Source organism: Clostridium sp. NSJ-49, assembly GCF_014287725.1.
Classification (GTDB): Bacteria; Bacillota; Clostridia; order Clostridiales; family Clostridiaceae; genus Clostridium; species Clostridium disporicum_B.
In genome coordinates this window covers 64,180-86,242 of the sequence record NZ_JACOOP010000006.1, presented here as the reverse complement: position 1 = coordinate 86,242, position 22,063 = coordinate 64,180, and the positions used below count along the sequence as shown (strand labels likewise).

At 35.1% G+C, this 22,063-nt stretch carries 22 protein-coding genes, 1 tRNA gene and 1 other annotated feature; all 23 genes read left to right on the top strand.

What is annotated here, in order from left to right; genetic code table 11:
* The first annotated feature begins 2 nt into the window (after positions 1-2).
* The 23 genes from H8S10_RS03500 (at position 3) to rplB (ending at position 22,026) form a co-directional block, all read left to right on the top strand.
* A complete protein-coding gene (locus H8S10_RS03500; protein ID WP_186837935.1) occupies positions 3-512 on the top strand; it encodes an NYN domain-containing protein in 510 nt (169 codons plus the stop codon).
* 28 nt (positions 513-540) lie between these two features.
* Entirely contained in the window at positions 541-1,185 is a 645-nt protein-coding gene (gene sigH / locus H8S10_RS03495) for an RNA polymerase sporulation sigma factor SigH (protein WP_055267027.1), read from the top strand.
* 79 nt (positions 1,186-1,264) lie between these two features.
* Positions 1,265-1,340: transfer RNA gene (locus H8S10_RS03490), tRNA-Thr, on the top strand.
* A 66-nt stretch (positions 1,341-1,406) separates the two neighbouring features.
* Positions 1,407-2,600, top strand: a complete 1,194-nt coding sequence (tuf, locus tag H8S10_RS03485) for an elongation factor Tu (protein ID WP_186837932.1) — start codon at positions 1,407-1,409, stop codon at positions 2,598-2,600.
* A 161-nt stretch (positions 2,601-2,761) separates the two neighbouring features.
* Entirely contained in the window at positions 2,762-2,911 is a 150-nt protein-coding gene (gene rpmG / locus H8S10_RS03480) for a 50S ribosomal protein L33 (protein ID WP_055268369.1), read from the top strand.
* Between the two features lie 52 nt (positions 2,912-2,963).
* Entirely contained in the window at positions 2,964-3,194 is a 231-nt protein-coding gene (secE, locus tag H8S10_RS03475) for a preprotein translocase subunit SecE (RefSeq protein ID WP_055268367.1), read from the top strand.
* A gap of 36 nt (positions 3,195-3,230) precedes the next feature.
* Positions 3,231-3,752, top strand: coding sequence for a transcription termination/antitermination protein NusG (nusG, locus tag H8S10_RS03470; RefSeq protein WP_186837934.1), 522 nt, complete (start codon positions 3,231-3,233; stop codon positions 3,750-3,752).
* A gap of 83 nt (positions 3,753-3,835) precedes the next feature.
* Complete coding sequence (gene rplK, locus H8S10_RS03465) at positions 3,836-4,261, top strand: 50S ribosomal protein L11 (protein ID WP_055268363.1); 426 nt, start codon at positions 3,836-3,838, stop codon at positions 4,259-4,261.
* A gap of 55 nt (positions 4,262-4,316) precedes the next feature.
* Positions 4,317-5,006, top strand: a complete 690-nt coding sequence (gene rplA, locus H8S10_RS03460; RefSeq protein ID WP_055268360.1) for a 50S ribosomal protein L1 — start codon at positions 4,317-4,319, stop codon at positions 5,004-5,006.
* A gap of 45 nt (positions 5,007-5,051) precedes the next feature.
* Positions 5,052-5,183, top strand: a sequence feature (ribosomal protein L10 leader region).
* 37 nt (positions 5,184-5,220) lie between these two features.
* Complete coding sequence (gene rplJ / locus H8S10_RS03455; protein ID WP_055268358.1) at positions 5,221-5,724, top strand: 50S ribosomal protein L10; 504 nt, start codon at positions 5,221-5,223, stop codon at positions 5,722-5,724.
* Between the two features lie 44 nt (positions 5,725-5,768).
* Positions 5,769-6,134, top strand: a complete 366-nt coding sequence (gene rplL / locus H8S10_RS03450; protein WP_055268356.1) for a 50S ribosomal protein L7/L12 — start codon at positions 5,769-5,771, stop codon at positions 6,132-6,134.
* A 262-nt stretch (positions 6,135-6,396) separates the two neighbouring features.
* Complete coding sequence (gene rpoB / locus H8S10_RS03445; RefSeq protein ID WP_186837933.1) at positions 6,397-10,110, top strand: DNA-directed RNA polymerase subunit beta; 3,714 nt, start codon at positions 6,397-6,399, stop codon at positions 10,108-10,110.
* A gap of 21 nt (positions 10,111-10,131) precedes the next feature.
* Positions 10,132-13,665, top strand: coding sequence for a DNA-directed RNA polymerase subunit beta' (gene rpoC, locus H8S10_RS03440; protein ID WP_055268353.1), 3,534 nt, complete (start codon positions 10,132-10,134; stop codon positions 13,663-13,665).
* A 148-nt stretch (positions 13,666-13,813) separates the two neighbouring features.
* Positions 13,814-14,050, top strand: a complete 237-nt coding sequence (locus tag H8S10_RS03435; RefSeq protein WP_055268350.1) for a ribosomal L7Ae/L30e/S12e/Gadd45 family protein — start codon at positions 13,814-13,816, stop codon at positions 14,048-14,050.
* A 51-nt stretch (positions 14,051-14,101) separates the two neighbouring features.
* On the top strand, positions 14,102-14,479 hold the full coding sequence (gene rpsL / locus H8S10_RS03430) for a 30S ribosomal protein S12 (protein ID WP_032117018.1): 378 nt from the start codon (positions 14,102-14,104) through the stop codon (positions 14,477-14,479).
* A 163-nt stretch (positions 14,480-14,642) separates the two neighbouring features.
* Positions 14,643-15,113 (top strand): 30S ribosomal protein S7, encoded by a 471-nt coding sequence (gene rpsG / locus H8S10_RS03425; protein WP_032117019.1) that lies wholly within the window; start codon positions 14,643-14,645, stop codon positions 15,111-15,113.
* A gap of 74 nt (positions 15,114-15,187) precedes the next feature.
* Complete coding sequence (gene fusA, locus H8S10_RS03420) at positions 15,188-17,254, top strand: elongation factor G (RefSeq protein ID WP_055268348.1); 2,067 nt, start codon at positions 15,188-15,190, stop codon at positions 17,252-17,254.
* Positions 17,255-17,423: 169 nt separating this feature from the next.
* Entirely contained in the window at positions 17,424-18,617 is a 1,194-nt protein-coding gene (gene tuf, locus H8S10_RS03415; RefSeq protein WP_186837932.1) for an elongation factor Tu, read from the top strand.
* A 561-nt stretch (positions 18,618-19,178) separates the two neighbouring features.
* A complete protein-coding gene (gene rpsJ / locus H8S10_RS03410) occupies positions 19,179-19,487 on the top strand; it encodes a 30S ribosomal protein S10 (protein ID WP_032117023.1) in 309 nt (102 codons plus the stop codon).
* A gap of 74 nt (positions 19,488-19,561) precedes the next feature.
* A complete protein-coding gene (gene rplC / locus H8S10_RS03405) occupies positions 19,562-20,191 on the top strand; it encodes a 50S ribosomal protein L3 (RefSeq protein WP_055267033.1) in 630 nt (209 codons plus the stop codon).
* Between the two features lie 23 nt (positions 20,192-20,214).
* Positions 20,215-20,835, top strand: a complete 621-nt coding sequence (gene rplD, locus H8S10_RS03400; protein ID WP_055267034.1) for a 50S ribosomal protein L4 — start codon at positions 20,215-20,217, stop codon at positions 20,833-20,835.
* Positions 20,835-21,131, top strand: coding sequence for a 50S ribosomal protein L23 (gene rplW, locus H8S10_RS03395; protein WP_032117026.1), 297 nt, complete (start codon positions 20,835-20,837; stop codon positions 21,129-21,131). Before rplD ends, rplW begins: the two co-directional genes overlap by 1 nt.
* Positions 21,132-21,192: 61 nt before the next feature.
* Positions 21,193-22,026 (top strand): 50S ribosomal protein L2, encoded by an 834-nt coding sequence (gene rplB / locus H8S10_RS03390; RefSeq protein ID WP_055267036.1) that lies wholly within the window; start codon positions 21,193-21,195, stop codon positions 22,024-22,026.
* Positions 22,027-22,063 lie beyond the last annotated feature (37 nt).

Here is a 22,063-nt window from a genome sequence, read left to right as displayed (position 1 = left end):
ATGTGAAAATTATATTTGTTGATGGTTACAATGTAATAAATAGTTGGAGTAATTTAAAGAGAGAAAAAGAAATTAGTTTAGATAGTGCAAGACAAAAACTAGTTGATATATTGCATAATTATGGAGCTATTAATAGATGTAAGATTGTTATAGTTTATGATGGACATAGAGTAACTGGTAATATTGAAAACAAATACGAACACAATAAAAACTTATTAGTTGTATTTACTAAGGATGGAGAAACTGCTGATGCATATATTGAAAGAGAGGTACATAATTTAGGGAGAAGATTTGAAGTTTATGTTGTAACTTCTGACTCCTTAGAGCAACAAACAATCTTTCAAAGAGGAGCTGTAAGAATATCAAGTATAGAGTTTTATAATTTAGTACGAGTTGATATTGAGAATGTAAAAAAAAATAGTAAAAAAGTTCATGTATCAGCTAAAAATACTTTAGAAGATAATTTAGATGATGATGTTTTGAAAAAACTAGAAGCTATTAGGAGAAGTTAATAAATGGTATTGGGGGTGGAGGAAGTTTATGAATGAAGAAAGGGATTTTAATTCTGTAGAATATTTCTATAAATGTGAATCAGAAGAACAAATAGTTGAAGAAGCTAAAAAAGGAAACAAAAGAGCTCAAGAGTTTATTATTTCTAAGTATGAGAATTTTGTTAAGGTTAAAGCTAAATCCTATTTTTTAATAGGTGCAGATAAAGAGGATATATATCAAGAGGGTATGATAGGCTTATATAAAGCAATAAGAGATTTTAATGGAGAAAAATCTACTTCATTTAGAGCTTTTGCAGAGTTATGTATTACGCGTCAAATAATAACTGCAATAAAAACAGCTACAAGACAAAAGCATATTCCTCTAAATACATATATATCTTTGAACAAACCTGTATCAGAAGAAGAATCAGATAGGACTTTATTAGACATAATATCTAGTATAAGAACAACTGATCCTGAAGAGCTTATTATAAGTCAAGAGCAAAAAGAATTCATTGAAGAGGAAATTAATAAGGTATTATCAGACTTAGAAATTCAAGTATTACAATCTTATTTAGAGGGTAAGTCATATCAGGAGATAGCTTGTGATTTAGATAGGCATTCAAAGTCTATAGATAACGCTCTACAGCGTGTCAAGAAGAAGCTTGAAAAATGCCTTGTAAATAATAAATAATGTACTAATCTATATTGACAAAAAAAACAAATGCTAGTAAACTTTATAATTGGTATATTAAAGTGTAATACACTTTAATGCTCACGTAGCTCAGTCGGCAGAGCGTCGCCTTGGTAAGGCGGAGGTCGTCGGTTCAATCCCGATCGTGAGCTCCAATTATATACATTTAGAAATGCAAACGCTAGGCAAGGTGTATCTAAAGAAGTAAGGAGGAATTTCAAATGGCAAAGCAAAAATTCGAAAGAAGCAAACCACACGTTAACATTGGAACAATCGGTCACGTAGACCACGGTAAGACTACATTAACAGCAGCTATTACAACAGTATTAGCAAACAGAGGATTCGCTGAAGCATTCAACTATGCAGATATCGATAAGGCTCCAGAAGAAAAAGAAAGAGGAATCACAATCAATACAGCTCACGTTGAATACGAAACAGAACATAGACACTACGCTCACGTAGACTGTCCAGGACACGCTGACTATGTTAAGAACATGATCACTGGTGCTGCACAAATGGACGGAGCAATCTTAGTTTGTTCAGCTGCAGACGGTCCAATGCCTCAAACAAGAGAGCACATACTACTAGCTTCAAGAGTTGGTGTTGACTACATCGTTGTATTCTTAAACAAAGCAGATATGGTTGACGACGAAGAATTATTAGAATTAGTTGAAATGGAAGTTAGAGAATTACTTTCTGAATACAACTTCCCAGGAGATGACATTCCAGTAATCAAGGGTTCAGCTTTAAGAGCATTAGAAAACCCAACAGATCCAGAAGCAACAGCTTGCATTATGGAATTAATGGATGCTGTAGACAGCTACATCCCAACACCAGAAAGAGCTACTGATAAGCCGTTCTTAATGCCAGTAGAAGACGTATTTACAATCACTGGTAGAGGAACAGTTGCAACAGGAAGAGTTGAAAGAGGAGTTCTTCACGTATCAGACGAAGTTGAAATCGTAGGATTAATGGAAGAAAAGAGAAAAGTAGTAGTAACAGGAATAGAAATGTTCAGAAAGTTACTAGATGAAGCTCAAGCTGGAGACAACATCGGAGCATTATTAAGAGGTGTTCAAAGAACTGACATCGAAAGAGGTCAAGTATTAGCAAAAGTTGGATCAGTAAATCCACACAGCAAGTTCGTAGGTCAAGTATACGTACTTAAGAAAGAAGAAGGTGGAAGACATACTCCATTCTTCGATGGATACAGACCACAATTCTACTTCAGAACAACAGACGTTACAGGATCAATCAAATTACCAGATGGTATGGAAATGGTTATGCCTGGAGACCACATCGATATGAACGTTGAATTAATAACTCAAGTTGCTATGGACGAAGGTTTAAGATTCGCTATCAGAGAAGGTGGAAGAACTGTAGGTTCAGGAGTTGTTACATCTATAATAGAATAATACAGAAGAAAAAAGGGCTGGGTTACTTTACCTAGTCCTTTACAAAGCTGATATTATTGACATAATAATAGTTTTATGATAATGTGTTAAAGTAATTAACGAAATACTGAAACACAATAGCATAGAGACTTATGATTATTTAAATACTGGAGGTGCAGACTGTGAGAGTTAAAATAACATTAGCATGCACAGAGTGTAAGCAAAGAAACTATAACACAATGAAAAACAAGAAAAACAACCCAGACAGAATGGAAATGCACAAATATTGCAGATTCTGTAAGAAGCATACAACTCATAAAGAAACAAAATAATTAGCTTATATAGTAATGACACATACTCGCGATAGTTTAAGGATGTGAAACGATGGCTATTAAAGAAGGTGTAAAAACTAAAAGTAAATCTGAAAAAAATAGTATTGCTAAATTTTTCAGAGAAATTAAGGCAGAGGTTAAGAGAATAACTTGGCCGTCTAAAGATGACACAAAGAAAGCGTTAATTGCAGTTGGCGTAGTTGTACTAATATATATAGTATTAGTAGGTGGGTTAGATTATATTTTTTCAAGCCTCTTTAAATTAATTTTTAATCTGAAATAAAGGAGGTTTAGGTGAAATTTTTCATCTAAAAAATATATGAGCGAAAGAGCAAGATGGTATGTAGTACATACATACTCAGGTTATGAAAACAAAGTGAAGGCTAATATTGAGAAGACTGTTGAAAACAGAAATCTTGAATCTTTAATTCATGACATCCAAGTTCCAATGGAAGAAGTTATTGAAGAAAAAGATGGAAAACAAAAAGTTTCACTTAAAAAGAAATTTCCAGGGTATGTACTAATTAAAATGCTAATGACTGATGAGTCATGGTATGTGGTTAGAAACACAAGAGGTGTAACAGGATTCGTTGGACCTGGTTCTAAACCAGTACCGCTTACTGATGAAGAGATTGAAAACATGGGAGTTGTAGAAGTTCCAGTTGATATTGATTTAGAAGTAGGTGAAAGTGTAGTTGTTATTTCTGGACCGCTTAGAGAATTCGTAGCGATCATCCAAGAAATAAACATCGAAAAGCGTAAGATAAAAGCTTTAATCGATATGTTCGGAAGAGAAACTCTTGCTGAACTAGATTTCAATCAAGTTGAGAAATTAGTTTAATATTACTATATAAACTAATGTTTTTAATTAAGTGGGAGGATTATTATAAAATCCGTATTACCACAGTATAGGAGGAATAGTAAATGGCTAAGAAAGTAACAGGAATGATTAAATTACAACTTCCTGCAGGTAAGGCAACACCAGCACCACCAGTAGGTCCAGCTTTAGGGCAACACGGTGTTAATATTATGGGATTCTGTAAGGAGTTCAATGCAAAAACTGCTAACCAAGCTGGATTAATAATACCAGTTGTTATAACAGTTTACCAAGATAGATCTTTTAGTTTTATCTTAAAGACTCCTCCAGCAGCAGTTCTAATTAAGAAAGAATTAGGATTAGAAAGCGGATCTGGAGTACCAAACAGAACAAAAGTTGGTAAGCTAACTAAAGATCAAGTTAGAAAAATTGCTGAATTAAAAATGCCAGACTTAAATGCAGCTTCAATCGAATCAGCTATGAGCATGATCGAAGGAACAGCAAGAAGTATGGGCGTTACTATTGAAGAGTAATTCTTTAAAAATAAGTGGGAGGTAAAAACCGTTAGTACCACGTAGGAGGCTTATTATGGGAAAGAAATATGTTGAAAGTACAAAATTAATAGATAAAAGTGTTTTATACACTCCATCAGAAGCTTTAGATTTAGCTGTTAAAACTGCTAAAGCTAAGTTCGATGAAACTGTTGAGTTACACGTAAGATTAGGGGTTGACCCAAGACACGCTGACCAACAAGTTAGAGGAGCTGTTGTTCTTCCAAACGGAACTGGTAGATCAGTTAAAGTTTTAGTATTCGCTAAGGGTGCTAAGGCTCAAGAAGCTCAAGAAGCTGGAGCAGATTTTGTTGGAGCTGAAGAATTAGTTCAAAAGATCCAAGGTGAAAACTGGTTCGACTACGATGTAGTAGTTGCTACTCCAGATATGATGGGTGTTGTTGGTAGATTAGGTAGAGTATTAGGACCTAAGGGATTAATGCCAAACCCAAAATCAGGAACAGTTACATTTGATGTAGCTAAGGCTATCGCTGAAATCAAAGCTGGTAAGGTTGAATATAGAGTTGACAAAACTGCTATCGTTCACTGCCCAATCGGAAAGGTTTCATTCGGAGTTGAAAAGTTACAAGAAAACTTCCACGCTTTAATGGAAGCTTTAATAAAAGCTAAACCAGCAGCTGCTAAGGGACAATACGTTAAATCTGTATCTGTTTCAAGCACTATGGGACCTGGAGCAAAAATTAATCCAACTAAAGTTTTAGATTAATTATTGACATAACGTTAAGTTTATAATATAATAAATTTCGTTGTGAAAAAAAGAATACTGTTTCCGTAGACAGTAGGTGCCGAAAGGTTTAAATAATTGCCTACCTAGGAATCAAAATAAGGTAAGTAATTATTTTGGTCTTCCTATGTCTATGGGAAGACCTTTATTAATATATTTTGCAGTTAAGAAACTGTGAGGAGGTGGACACACAGTGATGAACAAGAATAGAACATTAAAAGAAGCTAAAGTAGCTGAAATTAAAGAAAAGTTAGAAAAAGCTCAAGGTGTTGCATTAGCTAACTACCAAGGTTTAACAGTTGAAGAAGATACAATGTTAAGAAAGAGCTTAAGAGAAGCTGGTGTTGAATATAAAGTTTACAAAAACACTTTAGTAACATTAGCAGCTAGAGAATTAGGTTTAGAAGACTTAGTTCAACATTTAGAAGGACCAGTTTCAATAGCATTCGGATACGAAGATGCTACTGCTCCTGCTAGAGTATTATTTAACTTTGGTAAAGAGCACAAGAAATTAGAGCTTAAAGCAGGTGTTGTAGAAGGTATTGTTTACGACAAGGCTGGAGTTGAAAAACTTGCTACAATCCCATCAAGAGAAGTTCTTATCGCAAAACTTCTTGGAAGCTTCAAGGCTCCATTATCAAACCTTGCATACTTATTAAATGCAATCAAGGAAAAGAAAGAATCAGAATCAGCTGAATAATTGCTGGTTATTAATTTAAAAAAAGAATTTGGAGGGAATTTAAAATGACAAGAGAAGATATCATTCAAGCTATAAAAGAAATGACAGTTTTAGAATTAAACGAATTAGTTACTGCATGTGAAGAAGAATTTGGTGTTAGCGCTGCTGCTCCTGTAGCTGTTGCTGGTGCTGTTGCTGGTGGAGCTGCTGCTGAAGAAAAGACAGAGTTCGACGTAGTATTAACTAACGCTGGAGCTAACAAAATAAAGGTTATCAAAGTTGTTAGAGAATTAACTGGATTAGGATTAAAGGAAGCTAAGGAAATAGTTGACGGAGCTCCTAAGACTCTTAAAGAAGCTGTAGCTAAAGAAGCTGCTGAAGAAATGAAAGCTAAATTAGCTGAAGTTGGAGCAGAAGTAGAAGTTAAGTAATTTCTATTTAAATATAAAAAGGTGCTTTATAGCACCTTTTTTATTTGTCAATATATTAATATACAAAAGTATTGACAAAAAATATTGTATATGGTACTATTACAAAATGTACTGTTCAATATGGAAAACTATATATTCTTGCGGAAAATGAGTATAATTTTTTAGAAAAAAGGTTATACTAAGACGTGATGCCTCCGAAAGCACAATTCCCTAGGGAAAGTGTGTTTTTGGTTATTTTACTTTATACAAGGGGTGAAAATTCATGGTACATCCTGTCCAAGTTGGAAAAAGAACTAGAATGAGTTTTGCAAAAGTTAAAGATGTAACTGAGATGCCAAACTTAATAGAAGTACAATTGGATTCTTACGAATGGTTTTTAAGAGAAGGATTATTAGAAGTTTTTGATGACATTAATCCTATTACAAACTTTACTGGGAATCTTGTACTTGAATTCGTAGACTACAAACTTGATATGGACAATATTAAGTATTCGGTGGAAGAGTGTAAGGAGAGAGACGCTACTTATGCTGCTCCATTAAAAGTGTCTGTAAGACTAACAAATAATGAAACTGGAGAAATAAAAGAACAAGAAGTGTTTATGGGAGATTTCCCATTAATGACTGAACAAGGTACTTTTGTTATTAATGGTGCTGAAAGAGTTATCGTAAGCCAATTAGTAAGATCTCCAGGAGTTTACTACAACTATTCAGTTGATAAGAGTGGTAAGAAATTATTCTCTTCAACTGTAATACCAAACAGAGGAGCATGGTTAGAATACGAAACTGATTCTAACGATATTATCTATGTAAGAATAGATAAGACAAGAAAGCTTCCAATAACTATTTTAGCTAGAGCTATGGGCTTCGGAAGCGATCAAGAGCTTTTAGAGTACTTCGGTGAAGAAGAAAGATTTAAAGCTACAATAGAAAAAGATAATACTAAAACTAGAGAAGAAGCATTATTAGAAATATATAAGAGATTAAGACCAGGTGAACCACCAACTGTTGATTCAGCTGTATCTTTAATAGACTCTTTATTCTTTGATGCAAAGAGATACGATCTTTCTAGAGTTGGTAGATACAAATTTAATAAGAAATTAGCTATAAACTTAAGACTTATAAATCAAATAGCAGCGACTGATATAATAAACCCTTCAACTGGTGAAGTTATGGTTGAACAAGGTCAAAAAATCAGTAGAACTATGGCTGAAGCAATCCAAAATGTTGGAATTAATTCAGTTGATATCTTAGTTGAAGATAGAGTTTTAAGAGTTATAGGTAACCACTTTGTTGATATTCATAAATTTGTAAACTTTGATATAAGTGATTTAAACATTAGAGAGGCTGTTCATTACCCAACTTTAATGGAAATATTACAAAATTATGATGATGAAGGATCAATAAAAGAAGAGATTAAAAAGAACATAAATAGATTAATACCTAAACACATCGTTAGAGATGATATATTTGCAACTATAAGTTATGAAATTGGTTTAGCTTACGGTGTAGGATATACAGATGATATCGACCACTTAGGTAATAGAAGATTAAGATCTGTTGGTGAGTTATTACAAAACCAATTCAGAATTGGTTTATCAAGAATGGAAAGAGTAGTTAAGGAAAGAATGACTATTCAAGACCAAGAAGCTATAACTCCACAAATGTTAATTAACATTAGACCAGTATCAGCAGCTATAAAAGAATTCTTTGGTAGCTCACAATTATCTCAATTCATGGATCAAACTAATCCATTATCAGAATTAACTCATAAGAGAAGATTATCTGCATTAGGACCAGGAGGTCTTTCAAGAGAAAGAGCTGGTTTCGAAGTAAGAGACGTTCACTATTCACATTATGGTAGAATGTGTCCAATTGAAACTCCAGAAGGTCCAAATATAGGTCTTATCAACTCTTTAGCTACATATGCAAGAGTTAATGAATATGGATTTATTGAAACTCCATATAGAGTTATAGATAAAGATACAGGTATAGTTACAAATGAAATTAGATATTTCACAGCTGATGAAGAAGATTTATACTTAGTTGCGCAAGCAAATGAGCCAATTGGAGAAGACGGAAAGTTTATTGACAGTAGAGTTACTGTAAGACATAAGCATGACATTTTAGTTGTTAATGCTAAAGAAGTAGACTTAGTTGACGTATCTCCAAGACAAATCGTTTCTGTTGCTACAGCGATGATTCCTTTCCTTGAAAATGATGACGCATCAAGAGCACTGATGGGTTCAAACATGCAACGTCAAGCAGTTCCACTATTAAAGCCACAAGCACCAATAGTAGGTACAGGAATAGAGTACAGAGCAGCTGCAGATTCAGGAGTATTACCTAAAGCTAAAAACGCTGGTAAGGTAGTTTACGTTTCAGCTGATGAAATAAGAATAAGAAGAGATGTAGATGGTGGAATTGATACTTACAAGTTACTTAAGTTCAAGAGAAGTAACCAAGGTACTTGTATAAATCAAAGACCTTTAGTTGATAATGGTGAAATAGTATTTAAGAACCAAGTATTAGCTGATGGACCATCAACTGATTTAGGTGAAATTGCATTAGGTAAGAACATCAGAATGGGATTCATAACTTGGGAAGGTTATAACTACGAAGATGCGATGCTAATTTCTGAAGAATTAGTTAGAGAAGATGTATTTACATCTATCCACATCGAAGAATATGAATGTGAAGCAAGAGATACAAAGTTAGGACCAGAAGAAATAACAAGAGATATTCCTAACGTTGGAGAAGATGCTTTAAGAGATATAGATGAAAGAGGTATAATCAGAATCGGTGCTGAAGTTAGGTCTGGTGACATCCTTGTTGGTAAAGTAACTCCAAAGGGAGAAACAGAATTAACTGCTGAAGAAAGATTATTAAGAGCGATCTTTGGTGAAAAAGCTAGAGAAGTTAGAGATACTTCTTTAAGAGTTCCACACGGAGAAGCAGGTATAATCGTTGATGTAAAAGTATTTACAAGAGAAAACGGTGATGATCTAAATCCAGGTGTTAATGAACTTGTAAGATGTTATATAGCTCAAAAGAGAAAGATATCTGTTGGGGATAAGATGGCAGGACGTCACGGTAACAAAGGGGTTATCTCAAGAGTTTTACCAGAAGAAGATATGCCATTCTTACCAGATGGTAGACCACTACAAATTTGTTTAAATCCACTAGGGGTTCCATCACGTATGAATATCGGGCAGGTATTAGAAGTTCACTTAGGATGGGCTGCAAGTCAATTAGGATGGCATATAGCTACTCCAGTGTTTGATGGTGCAACTGAAAGTGATATTGAAGCATGTTTAGAAAAGGCTGGATATAATGCAAACGGAAAGACTGTATTATACGACGGAAGAACTGGGGAAGCATTTGATAACCCTGTTACAGTTGGTATAATGTATATCTTAAAACTTGCTCACTTAGTTGATGATAAGATCCATGCTAGATCAACAGGTCCATACTCATTAGTAACTCAACAACCACTTGGAGGTAAAGCTCAATTTGGTGGTCAAAGATTCGGTGAGATGGAAGTTTGGGCGTTAGAAGCATATGGTGCTGCTCATACACTACAAGAAATACTAACAGTTAAGTCAGATGACGTTGTTGGTAGAGTTAAAACTTACGAAGCAATCGTAAAGGGTGAAAACATACCAGAACCAGGAGTTCCAGAATCATTCAAGGTTCTAATTAAAGAGCTACAAGCTTTATGTTTAGATGTTAAAGTATTAAATGATGCAAATGAAGAAGTTAAATTAAAAGAATTTGCAGATGAAGATATGGATGATTTAGAGGTAAATATTGAAGGAACAGAAGAAATAGTTAACGATATTCCTGTAGGAGACGATAGCTACACTTCAAGTGAAGACGAGATCGAAGAAGATATAGAATTCGATGCTGATGAATTCACTTTAGATGGGTTCCATGAAGAAGAATTAGAACTAGATGATTTTGTCAATGATGAACACTAAAATTGAAGGGAGGATATACCCTTGTTTGAATTAAACAATTTTGATGCTATACAAATTGGTTTAGCTTCACCTGACCAAATAAGAGAGTGGTCTAGAGGAGAAGTTAAGAAACCTGAAACAATTAACTATAGAACATTAAAACCAGAAAGAGATGGTCTATTCTGTGAAAGAATATTTGGACCAATGAAAGACTGGGAATGTCATTGTGGTAAGTACAAAAGAGTTAGATACAAAGGTATCGTTTGTGATAGATGTGGAGTTGAAGTAACTAAGGCTAAAGTAAGAAGAGAGAGAATGGGGCACATTGAACTGGCTGCCCCAGTATCTCACATTTGGTACTTCAAAGGTATTCCATCAAGGATGGGATTACTTTTAGATATGTCACCAAGAGCTTTAGAAAAAGTTCTTTACTTTGCTTCATATGTAGTAATAGATCCAAAGGAAACTCCATTACTTAAGAAGCAATTATTAAGTGAAAAAGAGTACAGAGAAGCAGTAGATAAGTTCGGTGAAGAAAGCTTTGTAGCTGGAATGGGAGCTGAAGCTGTTCAAGATCTTTTAGGAGAAATCGACTTAGATTCAACTGGAAGAGATCTTAAAGAAGAACTTAAAACTAGCACAGGTCAAAAGAGAGTAAGAATAATAAGAAGACTTGAAGTTGTTGAATCATTCAGAAAATCTGGAAATGATCCAAGATGGATGGTTATCAATGTTATTCCAGTAATACCTCCAGATTTAAGACCAATGGTTCAATTAGATGGTGGTAGATTTGCTACTTCTGACTTAAATGATCTTTACAGAAGAGTTATAAACAGAAATAACAGATTAAAGAAGCTTTTAGATTTAGGAGCTCCAGATATAATCGTTAGAAATGAAAAGAGAATGCTACAAGAAGCTGTAGATGCTCTTATAGATAATGGTAGAAGAGGAAGACCAGTTACTGGTCCAGGAAACAGACCTCTAAAATCATTATCAGATATGTTAAAAGGTAAGCAAGGTAGATTTAGACAAAACTTACTTGGTAAGAGAGTTGACTACTCAGGAAGATCAGTTATCGTTGTTGGACCTGAGCTTAAGATGTACCAATGTGGTTTACCAAAAGAAATGGCTTTAGAATTATTTAAGCCTTTCGTTATGAAAAAATTAGTAGAAGATGGAATAGCACACAATATTAAGAGTGCTAAGAGAATGGTTGAGAGAGTAAACAATCAAGTATGGGATATACTTGAAGAAGTTATTACTGACCATCCAGTTTTACTAAACAGAGCACCTACTCTACATAGATTAGGTATTCAAGCATTCCAACCAGTATTAGTTGAAGGAAGAGCTATTAAACTTCATCCATTAGTATGTACAGCATATAACGCTGACTTCGATGGTGACCAAATGGCTGTTCACGTACCATTATCAGTAGAAGCTCAAGCAGAAGCTAGATTCTTAATGCTTGCAGCAGGTAATATAATGAAACCTTCAGATGGTAAGCCAGTTTGTGTTCCTACACAGGATATGGTTCTAGGTTCATATTACTTAACTATGGATAAAGAAGGTGCGAAGGGTGAAGGAAGCTACTTTGCAGATGTAGATGAAGCTATAATGGCTTACAACGTTGGTGAAATAGCTGTTCATGCTGCAATTAACGTTAGAATGTTTAGAGAAGTTAATGGAGAAATGAAACATGGTATTATAAAAACTACTGTAGGTAAGATTATATTCAATGAATCTATACCTCAAGATTTAGGATATGTTGATAGAGAAAATCCTGAAACTATGTTTGACTTAGAAGTTGATTTCTTAATTACTAAAAAGACATTAGGAAAGCTTATTGATAAGTGTTATACAAAACACGGCCCAACAAATACATCGATAATGCTTGATAAGATAAAAGCTTTAGGATATCACTATTCATCAATTGGAGCTGTAACAGTAGCTGCATCTGATATGATAGTACCTGATGCTAAATATGAACTTCTTAAAGATGCAGAACAAACTGTTGAAAAGATAGAAAAGATGTATAAGAGAGGGTTCATATCAGAAGATGAAAGATATGAAAGAGTAATCGAAAAGTGGAGTAAAACTACTGAAGATGTTGCGAATGCACTTATGGATAGTTTGGATAAATTCAATCCAATATTCATGATGGCTGACTCTGGAGCCAGAGGATCTAAGGCTCAGATAAAACAATTAGCTGGTATGAGAGGACTTATGGCCGCTCCATCAGGTAAAATTATCGAGTTACCTATCAAAGCATCATTCAGAGAAGGTCTTTCAGTATTAGAATACTTCATATCTACACACGGTGCTAGAAAGGGTAATGCCGATACAGCACTTAAGACTGCCGACTCAGGATACCTAACAAGAAGACTTGTTGACGTATCACAAGACGTTATCGTAAGAGAAGAAGATTGTGGTACTGATAGAGGTATAATAGTAAGCGAAATCAAAGAAGGTAACGAAGTTATTGAAGGATTAGCTGAAAGACTATATGGAAGATATACTGCTGAAGATATCATTAACCCTGAATCAGGAGAAGTAATGGTAGCTAAGGATCAATATATTGACGGACATATGGCTGATAAAGTTGTTGCAGCAGGTGTTAAAAAAGTTAAGATTAGATCTGTATTTACATGTTCTTGTAAGATTGGTGTTTGTGCTAAGTGTTACGGTATGAACATGGCTACAGCTCAAAAAATAAATATTGGTGAAGCTGTTGGTATAATAGCTGCACAATCTATCGGAGAACCAGGTACTCAGCTTACAATGAGAACATTCCATACTGGTGGTGTTGCCGGTGCGGATATCACTCAAGGTCTTCCTAGAGTTGAAGAATTATTTGAAGCTAGAAAACCAAAGGGATTAGCTATAGTAAGTGAAATCTCAGGTTCTGTAAGAGTAGAAGAAACTAAGAAGAAGAGAACTGTTTACGTAATGGGTTCTGATGGTGAAGAACGTAGCTACGACATACCATTTGGATCAAGATTAAAAGTTTCAGATGGAGATGTTATAGAAGCTGGAGATGAAATAACAGAAGGTTCAGTTAACCCTCATGATATTATGAATATCAAAGGTGTTGAAGGAGCTAGAAGATACTTACTTTCTGAAGTTCAAAAAGTTTATAGACTTCAAGGGGTTGATATCAACGATAAGCACTTAGAAGTTGTTGTTAGACAAATGACAAGAAAAGTTAAGGTTTCAGATTCAGGAGATACTGATTTATTACCAGGTACTATGATAGATATGTTCGACTTCGAAGCTGAAAATGAAAGAGTTAGAGAGTTTGGAGGAGAAGAAGCACAAGGTGAAATTGCTTTATTAGGTATTACTAAAGCAGCTTTAGCTACTGATAGTTTCCTATCAGCTGCATCATTCCAAGAAACTACTAGAGTTCTTACAGAAGCAGCAATCAAAGGTAAGGTAGATCCTTTAGTTGGATTAAAAGAAAATGTAATTATAGGTAAGTTAATTCCAGCTGGTACAGGTATGATGAGATACAGATCTGTAGACCTTGATGTAGAGAGTGAAGACGAAGAAATTGAAACAATTGATGTAATTGAATAATACAATGTAAATTTATTGACATGTGTATGCTTAAATGATAAAATACCAATTGTGTGATTTTTAAAAAGCTACACTACAAGATAAATGTCTGCATGATTCATAGAGACATGCAAATGTCTCTATGAACTTTATAATGAGGGGGGATTTCATGTTAGACAAAATTGTAGGAAAGAAAGTCATAGGCGTAAAGCAATGCCAAAAACTCATTAGAAACGGCAAAGTTTTATATGTAGCTAAAGATGCAATTAGTAAGCTTGTATTACCGTTAATAGAGCTTGCTAAAGAGAATAACGTAGAGATAGTAGAAATATCTACTATGAAAGAACTAGGGAAAATGAGTGGGATTGATGTTAAATCAGCTGCTACATTAGTACTTAATGATTAATATGCGTTTATCTTATTTAATATAGATAAATAAATTTCAGGAGGTGACAAAATGCCAACTATAAGCCAATTAGTAAGAAAAGGTAGAAAAACTGTTGTTAACAAATCTACAGCACCAGCACTTAACGAGTGTCCACAAAGAAGAGGAGTTTGTACTGTTGTAAAAACTACTACTCCAAAGAAGCCTAACTCAGCTTTAAGAAAAATTGCCAGAGTAAGACTTACAAACGGATTCGAAGTTACTGCTTACATCGGTGGTGTAGGACACAACTTACAAGAGCACAGCGTTGTTCTTATAAGAGGTGGAAGAGTTAAGGACCTTCCTGGTGTTAGATACCATATCGTTAGAGGAGCACTTGACTGTGCTGGAGTAGCTAACAGAATGCAAGGAAGATCTAAATACGGTGCTAAGAGACCTAAGAAAAAGTAGTTTCTTAAACTAAAATAGTGCTTATCTTCGGCATTGATTATACACTATAGATAGCAATACATATGGTTTATATAAATGTAAGAAGCGAAGCACTTTGCGGTAGGGTAAGACTTTACCGAGTACCGATGAACTTAAATTTAAAATTGTTAAGGAGGGAAGAAAAGTGCCAAGAAAAGGATTTATCGCTAAGAGAGATGTATTACCAGATCCAATGTACAACTCAAAGGTTGTTACTAAGTTAATAAACAACGTTATGGAAGATGGTAAAAAGGGAGTAGCTCAAAAGATATGCTACGAAGCGTTTGAAATAATGGCGCAAAAAACAGGCAAAGATGCTTTAGAAGTATTTGAAGAAGCTATGAACAATGTAATGCCTTTATTAGAAGTTAAAGCTAGAAGAATAGGTGGTGCTAACTACCAAGTTCCAATAGAAGTTAGACCTGAAAGAAGACAAACTTTAGGTTTAAGATGGATTTTAGCTGCAGCTAGAAAAAGAGGCGAAAAAGTTATGGCTGAAAGATTAGCTGGGGAATTATTAGACGCAGCTAACAATACTGGTGCTGCTGTTAAGAAGAGAGAAGATACTCACAAGATGGCAGAAGCAAACAAAGCATTCGCTCACTACAGATACTAATACAAAAACTGTTTTGGCTTGTGCCAAAACAGTTTTGTCGAATATAAAATTACTCATTGAGAGGAGGACATACAATGGCTAGAAAATATCCATTAGATAAATTCCGTAACTTTGGAATAATGGCTCATATAGATGCTGGTAAAACAACTACTACTGAGCGTATATTATTCTATACTGGAAAAACTCACAAAATCGGTGAAACGCACGAAGGTGCTTCACAAATGGACTGGATGGTTCAAGAGCAAGAAAGAGGTATAACAATTACTTCTGCTGCTACAACTTGTTTCTGGGAAGGTCATGAATTAAACATAATCGATACTCCAGGACACGTAGATTTTACAGTTGAGGTTGAGAGATCATTAAGAGTTCTTGACGGAGCTGTTACAGTTCTTGACGCTAAGAGTGGTGTTGAACCACAAACTGAAACTGTTTGGAGACAGGCAGATAAGTATGGCGTTCCAAGAATGATATATGTTAATAAAATGGATGCTACAGGTGCTGACTTCTTCAGATGTATAAACACTGTAAGAGATAGATTAAAAGCAAATGCAGTTCCAATACAAATACCAGTAGGTGCTGAAGCTGACTTCAGAGGAATGGTTGACTTAATAGCTAACCATGCTATCATAACTTACGATGATTTAGGTAAAGATGTAAGAATTGAAGAAATTCCTGCAGATTTAGCTGATCAAGCTGAAGAATACAGAATGGCTATGATAGAAGCAATAGCTGAAACTGATGAAGAATTAATGGAAAAATACCTAGAAGGTGAAGACATAACTGAAGAAGAGTTACATGCTGCTTTAAGAAAAGCTACTATAGCTAACGAAATAGTTCCATGTATCTGTGGTTCTTCATACAAGAACAAGGGTGTTCAAGAAATGATTAATGGGGTTGTTGCTTACTTACCATCACCATTAGACATTCCTGCTATCCAAGGTCAAACTTTAGAAGGTGAAGAAGATTCAAGAGAAGCTTCAGATGAAGCTCCAATGGCTGCATTAGCATTCAAAATTGCTACTGACCCATTCGTTGGAAAACTTGCATTCACAAGAATTTATTCTGGTGTAATGAACAGTGGTTCATACGTTCTTAACTCAACAAAAGGTAAGAAAGAAAGAATCGGAAGACTTGTTAAGATGCATGCTAATACAAGAGAAGAAGTTGAATCTTTAGAAGCAGGTGAATTAGGAGCAATCATCGGATTAAAGAACACTACAACTGGTGATACTTTATGTGATGAAAATGCACCAATCATACTTGAATCTATGGAATTCCCAGAACCAGTTATATCTGTAGCTATCGAGCCAAAGACAAAAGCTGGTCAAGAAAAGATGGGATTAGCTTTAGCTAAGTTAGCTGAAGAAGATCCAACATTCAAGACTTGGACTGATCAAGAAACAGGTCAAACAATCATCGCTGGTATGGGTGAGTTACACTTAGACATCATCGTTGATAGACTTCAAAGAGAATTCAAGGTTGAATGTAATGTAGGTGCTCCTCAAGTTGCTTACAAAGAAACTATCAGATCTGCTGTTAAAGCTGAAGCTAAGTACGCTAAGCAATCAGGTGGTAAGGGTCAATACGGTCACGCTGTAATTGAAATGGAACCAACTGAAGGAGAATACGTATTTGAAAATGCTATCGTTGGAGGAGCTGTTCCAAGAGAATATATTCCTGCAATCGATGCTGGTATTCAAGAAGCTGCTAAGAACGGTATAATAGCTGGATACGAAGTTATAAACTTCAAAGTTAAGTTAGTACACGGTTCTTACCATGAAGTTGACTCATCAGAAATGGCATTCAAAATCGCTGGTTCTATGGCGTTCAAGAACGCTATGCAAAAAGCAAGTCCAGTATTACTTGAACCAATGATGAAGGTTGAAGTAACTGTTCCTGAAGAGTACATGGGAGATGTTATTGGTGACATCAACTCAAGAAGAGGTAGAATGGAAGGAATGGAAGCTGTTAATGGAGCTCAAATTATAAGAGCATACGTTCCACTAGCAGAAATGTTCGGATATGCAACTACTTTAAGATCTAGATCTCAAGGTAGAGGTACTTACTCAATGGTATTCGATCACTATGAAGAAGTTCCAAAGAGCATTCAAGAAGAAGTAGCTGGAAAAAGAGCTAAATAATATGTAATAATTTTTTGTGATGTTGTTCATAATTAAGTTATGGACTTCATCATAAATATTAATATAAATTTTAAAAATAACTAATTTAAATAATTATAAAATTTAAAGCATAACAGTTTATTTATTCTGTTAAGTTGAAAAATTTTATTTCCATAAGGAGGAATTTCAAATGGCAAAGCAAAAATTCGAAAGAAGCAAACCACACGTTAACATTGGAACAATCGGTCACGTAGACCACGGTAAGACTACATTAACAGCGGCTATTACAACAGTATTAGCAAACAGAGGATTCGCTGAAGCATTCAACTATGCAGATATCGATAAGGCTCCAGAAGAAAAAGAAAGAGGAATCACAATCAATACAGCTCACGTTGAATACGAAACAGAACATAGACACTACGCTCACGTAGACTGTCCAGGACACGCTGACTATGTTAAGAACATGATCACTGGTGCTGCACAAATGGACGGAGCAATCTTAGTTTGTTCAGCTGCAGACGGTCCAATGCCTCAAACAAGAGAGCACATACTACTAGCTTCAAGAGTTGGTGTTGACTACATCGTTGTATTCTTAAACAAAGCAGATATGGTTGACGACGAAGAATTATTAGAATTAGTTGAAATGGAAGTTAGAGAATTACTTTCTGAATACAACTTCCCAGGAGATGACATTCCAGTAATCAAGGGTTCAGCTTTAAGAGCATTAGAAAACCCAACAGATCCAGAAGCAACAGCTTGCATCATGGAATTAATGGATGCTGTAGACAGCTACATCCCAACACCAGAAAGAGCTACTGATAAGCCATTCTTAATGCCAGTAGAAGACGTATTTACAATCACTGGTAGAGGAACAGTTGCAACAGGAAGAGTTGAAAGAGGAGTTCTTCACGTATCAGACGAAGTTGAAATCGTAGGATTAATGGAAGAAAAGAGAAAAGTAGTAGTAACAGGAATAGAAATGTTCAGAAAGTTACTAGATGAAGCTCAAGCTGGAGACAACATCGGAGCATTATTAAGAGGTGTTCAAAGAACTGACATCGAAAGAGGTCAAGTATTAGCAAAAGTTGGATCAGTAAATCCACACAGCAAGTTCGTAGGTCAAGTATACGTACTTAAGAAAGAAGAAGGTGGAAGACATACTCCATTCTTCGATGGATACAGACCACAATTCTACTTCAGAACAACAGACGTTACAGGATCAATCAAATTACCAGATGGTATGGAAATGGTTATGCCTGGAGACCACATCGATATGAACGTTGAATTAATAACTCAAGTTGCTATGGACGAAGGTTTAAGATTCGCTATCAGAGAAGGTGGAAGAACTGTAGGTTCAGGAGTTGTTACATCTATAATCGAATAATTTCAATTATAAATGTATAACTTTTAAAATTAAAAGATTAATTTCTTACAAATATATAAGCGCTAAAAAAGTCATGACAATTGAAAAGAATAAGGGGACGCCCTTATTCTTTTTTTTATTTAAAAAAAATTTTTTATGGATGATAATGTTTAACATGTGAAGTTTAGGGGAAGATTAAAAAAGATAATCTAAAAAAGGCTAAAATTACATCTAAATAACTATTGATTAAAATTAAAAATCATTATAGAATATTAATTGCAAATTGAGAAAAAACACAGAAATTATTTACTTTAAAATCCAATAATGACGATGAAAAAACAATAAAAAAAGTCTTGATAAAGATATGTAAACATAGTATAATAAAGAAGTTGTGTAATATGACGCGATGAATCAAGAGGTTGTCGGACTTCCGGGTTATTCTTGAGGAGCAAGTTAGGATCTAGAATCCAACGACAGTGATTAGTTTTACGTTTCATATATATGAAACACCAGGAACAGTTTACAGAACTATCGCTGTTGTGCGTTAGAAGTAAAGCGTACATGAAAAGGAGGGAAACCAGAATGTCAAAACAAAAAATAAGAATCAGATTAAAGGCTTTTGATCACACAATATTAGATCAATCAGCTGAAAAAATCGTTGAAACAGCAAAGACTACAGGTGCAAAGGTTGTAGGTCCAGTACCACTACCAACTGAGAAAGATGTAATAACAATCTTAAGAGCTGTTCACAAGTACAAAGATTCAAGAGAACAATTCGAAATCAGAACACACAAGAGATTAATCGACATCGTTAATCCATCACCAAAGACTGTTGATGCTTTAATGAGATTAAACTTACCAGCTGGTGTGGATATCGAAATAAAGCTATAATTAATATTTAAACGAAAAGTTGAACGGTTATGATTGCTAAGCAATCCGCTAATACGTTTAGGAGGTGTAAATACATGAAAAAAGCTATAATCGGTAAGAAAATAGGTATGACTCAAATATTCGACGAGAATGGAAAAGTTGTTCCTGTAACTGTAGTAGAAGCTGGCCCATGTGTTGTTGTTCAAAAGAAGACTATCGAAAAGGATGGTTATGAAGCAATACAAGTAGGTTTCGGTGAAATAAGAGAAAAGTTAGTGAATAAACCAGTTAAAGGTCATTTCGCTAAAGCAGGAGTTTCTTTAAGAAGAACTTTAAAAGAATTTAGATTAGATAACGCTAACGAATACGAAGTTGGTCAAGAAATAAAGGCTGACATATTCACTGCTGGTGAAAAAGTTGACGTTTCTGGAGTTTCTAAAGGTAAGGGATTCCAAGGTGTTATCAAGAGATGGAATGCTAACAGAGGACCAATGTCACACGGTTCTAAGTTCCACAGAGCAGTAGGTTCAATGGGAGCTTCATCAGATCCATCAAAAACATTCAAGAACAAGCAAATGCCAGGACATATGGGTGCTGTTAACACTACAGTAATGAACTTAGAAGTAGTTAGAGTTATCCCAGAAAAGAACTTAATACTAGTTAAGGGTGGTATCCCTGGTGCAAATAAGAGCACAGTAGTAATAAGAAACGCAGTTAAAGCTTAATTCTGTAGAAAGGAGGAAATAGGATGCCTACAGTAGGATTATTTAACAAAGAAGCAAAGCAAGTTGGAGATATCCAATTAAATGATAAAGTATTCGCAGTAGAAGTGAATGAAGCTGCAATGCATCAAGTAGTTGTTGCATTATTAGCTAACAAGAGACAAGGAACTCAATCAGCTAAAACTAGAGCTGAGGTTAGAGGAGGCGGAATCAAGCCTTGGAGACAAAAGGGAACTGGTAGAGCAAGACAAGGTTCAATCAGAGCACCACAATGGATCAAAGGTGGAGTTGTATTCGCACCAAAGCCAAGAGATTACAGAATGTCAATACCAAAGAGCATGAAAAGAGTTGCTATGGTATCAGCATTAACTAGCAAGGTTCAAAACAACGAAATGGTAGTTTTAGAAAGCTTAGATTTCGAAGCACCAAAGACAAAGCAAGTTGTTGAAATGTTAAAAGCTTTCGAAGCTAAGAAGACATTAATCATCACTGCTGAATCTAACGAAAATGTTTATAAATCTGCTAGAAATATTGAGGGGGTAGCAGTATTACCTGTTAACAACATCAATGTTTATGATTTATTAAAGTATCCAACAGTAATGGTAACTAAGGATGCCGTAACAAAGATTGAGGAGGTGTACGCATAATGAAGTTAACAAGCCACGATATAATAAGAAAGCCTGTTATAACTGAAAAATCTATGACTGCTATGGCAGAAAAGAAGTACACTTTCATAGTTCACATGAATGCTAACAAAGTTCAAATAAAAAGAGCTTGTGAAGAAATTTTCGGCGTTAAAGTTGAAAAAGTTCAAACAATCAGAACTATGGGAAAAACTAAGAGAATGGGCGTACATGTTGGTAAGAGAGCTGACCAAAAGAAAGCTATCGTTACTTTAGCTCAAGACAGCAAAGCTATTGAATTCTTTGAAGGAATGCAATAATTTTAAAAAAGCGTAGTATTGGCGACAAAGCCAGAGAAGCTTAAAGAAGGAGGGAATTAGCATGGCAGTTAAAAAGTTTAGACCTACTACACCATCAAGAAGAGAAATGACTATGGCTACTTTTGAAGAAATAACTACAAATAGCCCAGAGAAATCACTTCTTGTTTCTTTAAAGAAAACTGGTGGTAGAAATGCTCAAGGTAAAATAACTGTAAGACACCACGGTGGTGGAGCTAAGAGAAAATACAGAATAATAGATTTCAAGAGAAACAAGGATGGTATTCCAGCAAGAGTTGCTACTATAGAATACGATCCAAACAGAACAGCTTACATTGCGTTAGTTGTATATGCTGATGGAGAAAAGAGATACATACTTGCTCCAGTAGGATTAAAGGTTGGAGATACAGTAGTATCTGGACCAGAAGCAGATATCAAACCAGGTAACTGTTTACAATTAAAGCACATGCCAGTTGGTACAGTAATTCACAACATCGAATTACAGGCTGGTAAAGGTGGTCAAATGGTAAGATCAGCTGGTACTTCAGCTCAATTAATGGCTAAGGAAGGCGATTACGCTACATTAAGATTACCATCAGGTGAAATGAGATATGTAAGAATCGAATGTAGAGCTACAATCGGAACAGTTTCTAACACTACTAACGATATCATCAACATTGGTAAAGCAGGTAGAAAGAGACACATGGGATGGAGACCTACAGTTAGAGGTTCTGTAATGAACCCTTGCGATCACCCTCATGGTGGTGGTGAAGGTAGATCACCAATCGGTAGACCAAGTCCAGTTACTCCTTGGGGTAAACCAGCTCTTGGATACAAGACTAGAAAGAATAAGAAGTATTCTGATAGATTTATAATTAAGAGAAGAAATAGCAAATAATTGAAGAGAATTTTAATTCTCTTCGAGGTTTGCTAAG

Bases quoted from the DNA above. Each gene is read 5' to 3' on its own strand.
- rplD (WP_055267034.1), top strand. From the start codon at position 20,215: ATGCCTACAGTAGGATTATTTAACAAAGAAGCAAAGCAAGTTGGAGAT.
- tuf (WP_186837932.1), top strand. From the start codon at position 1,407: ATGGCAAAGCAAAAATTCGAAAGAAGCAAACCACACGTTAACATTGGA.
- rplW (WP_032117026.1), top strand. From the start codon at position 20,835: ATGAAGTTAACAAGCCACGATATAATAAGAAAGCCTGTTATAACTGAA.
- rplA (WP_055268360.1), top strand. From the start codon at position 4,317: ATGGGAAAGAAATATGTTGAAAGTACAAAATTAATAGATAAAAGTGTT.
- rplC (WP_055267033.1), top strand. From the start codon at position 19,562: ATGAAAAAAGCTATAATCGGTAAGAAAATAGGTATGACTCAAATATTC.
- fusA (WP_055268348.1), top strand. From the start codon at position 15,188: ATGGCTAGAAAATATCCATTAGATAAATTCCGTAACTTTGGAATAATG.
- rpoB (WP_186837933.1), top strand. From the start codon at position 6,397: ATGGTACATCCTGTCCAAGTTGGAAAAAGAACTAGAATGAGTTTTGCA.
- secE (WP_055268367.1), top strand. From the start codon at position 2,964: ATGGCTATTAAAGAAGGTGTAAAAACTAAAAGTAAATCTGAAAAAAAT.
- rplK (WP_055268363.1), top strand. From the start codon at position 3,836: ATGGCTAAGAAAGTAACAGGAATGATTAAATTACAACTTCCTGCAGGT.
- H8S10_RS03435 (WP_055268350.1), top strand. From the start codon at position 13,814: ATGTTAGACAAAATTGTAGGAAAGAAAGTCATAGGCGTAAAGCAATGC.
- rplB (WP_055267036.1), top strand. From the start codon at position 21,193: ATGGCAGTTAAAAAGTTTAGACCTACTACACCATCAAGAAGAGAAATG.
- rpsJ (WP_032117023.1), top strand. From the start codon at position 19,179: ATGTCAAAACAAAAAATAAGAATCAGATTAAAGGCTTTTGATCACACA.
- rplJ (WP_055268358.1), top strand. From the start codon at position 5,221: ATGAACAAGAATAGAACATTAAAAGAAGCTAAAGTAGCTGAAATTAAA.
- sigH (WP_055267027.1), top strand. From the start codon at position 541: ATGAATGAAGAAAGGGATTTTAATTCTGTAGAATATTTCTATAAATGT.
- rplL (WP_055268356.1), top strand. From the start codon at position 5,769: ATGACAAGAGAAGATATCATTCAAGCTATAAAAGAAATGACAGTTTTA.
- nusG (WP_186837934.1), top strand. From the start codon at position 3,231: ATGAGCGAAAGAGCAAGATGGTATGTAGTACATACATACTCAGGTTAT.
- tuf (WP_186837932.1), top strand. From the start codon at position 17,424: ATGGCAAAGCAAAAATTCGAAAGAAGCAAACCACACGTTAACATTGGA.
- rpsL (WP_032117018.1), top strand. From the start codon at position 14,102: ATGCCAACTATAAGCCAATTAGTAAGAAAAGGTAGAAAAACTGTTGTT.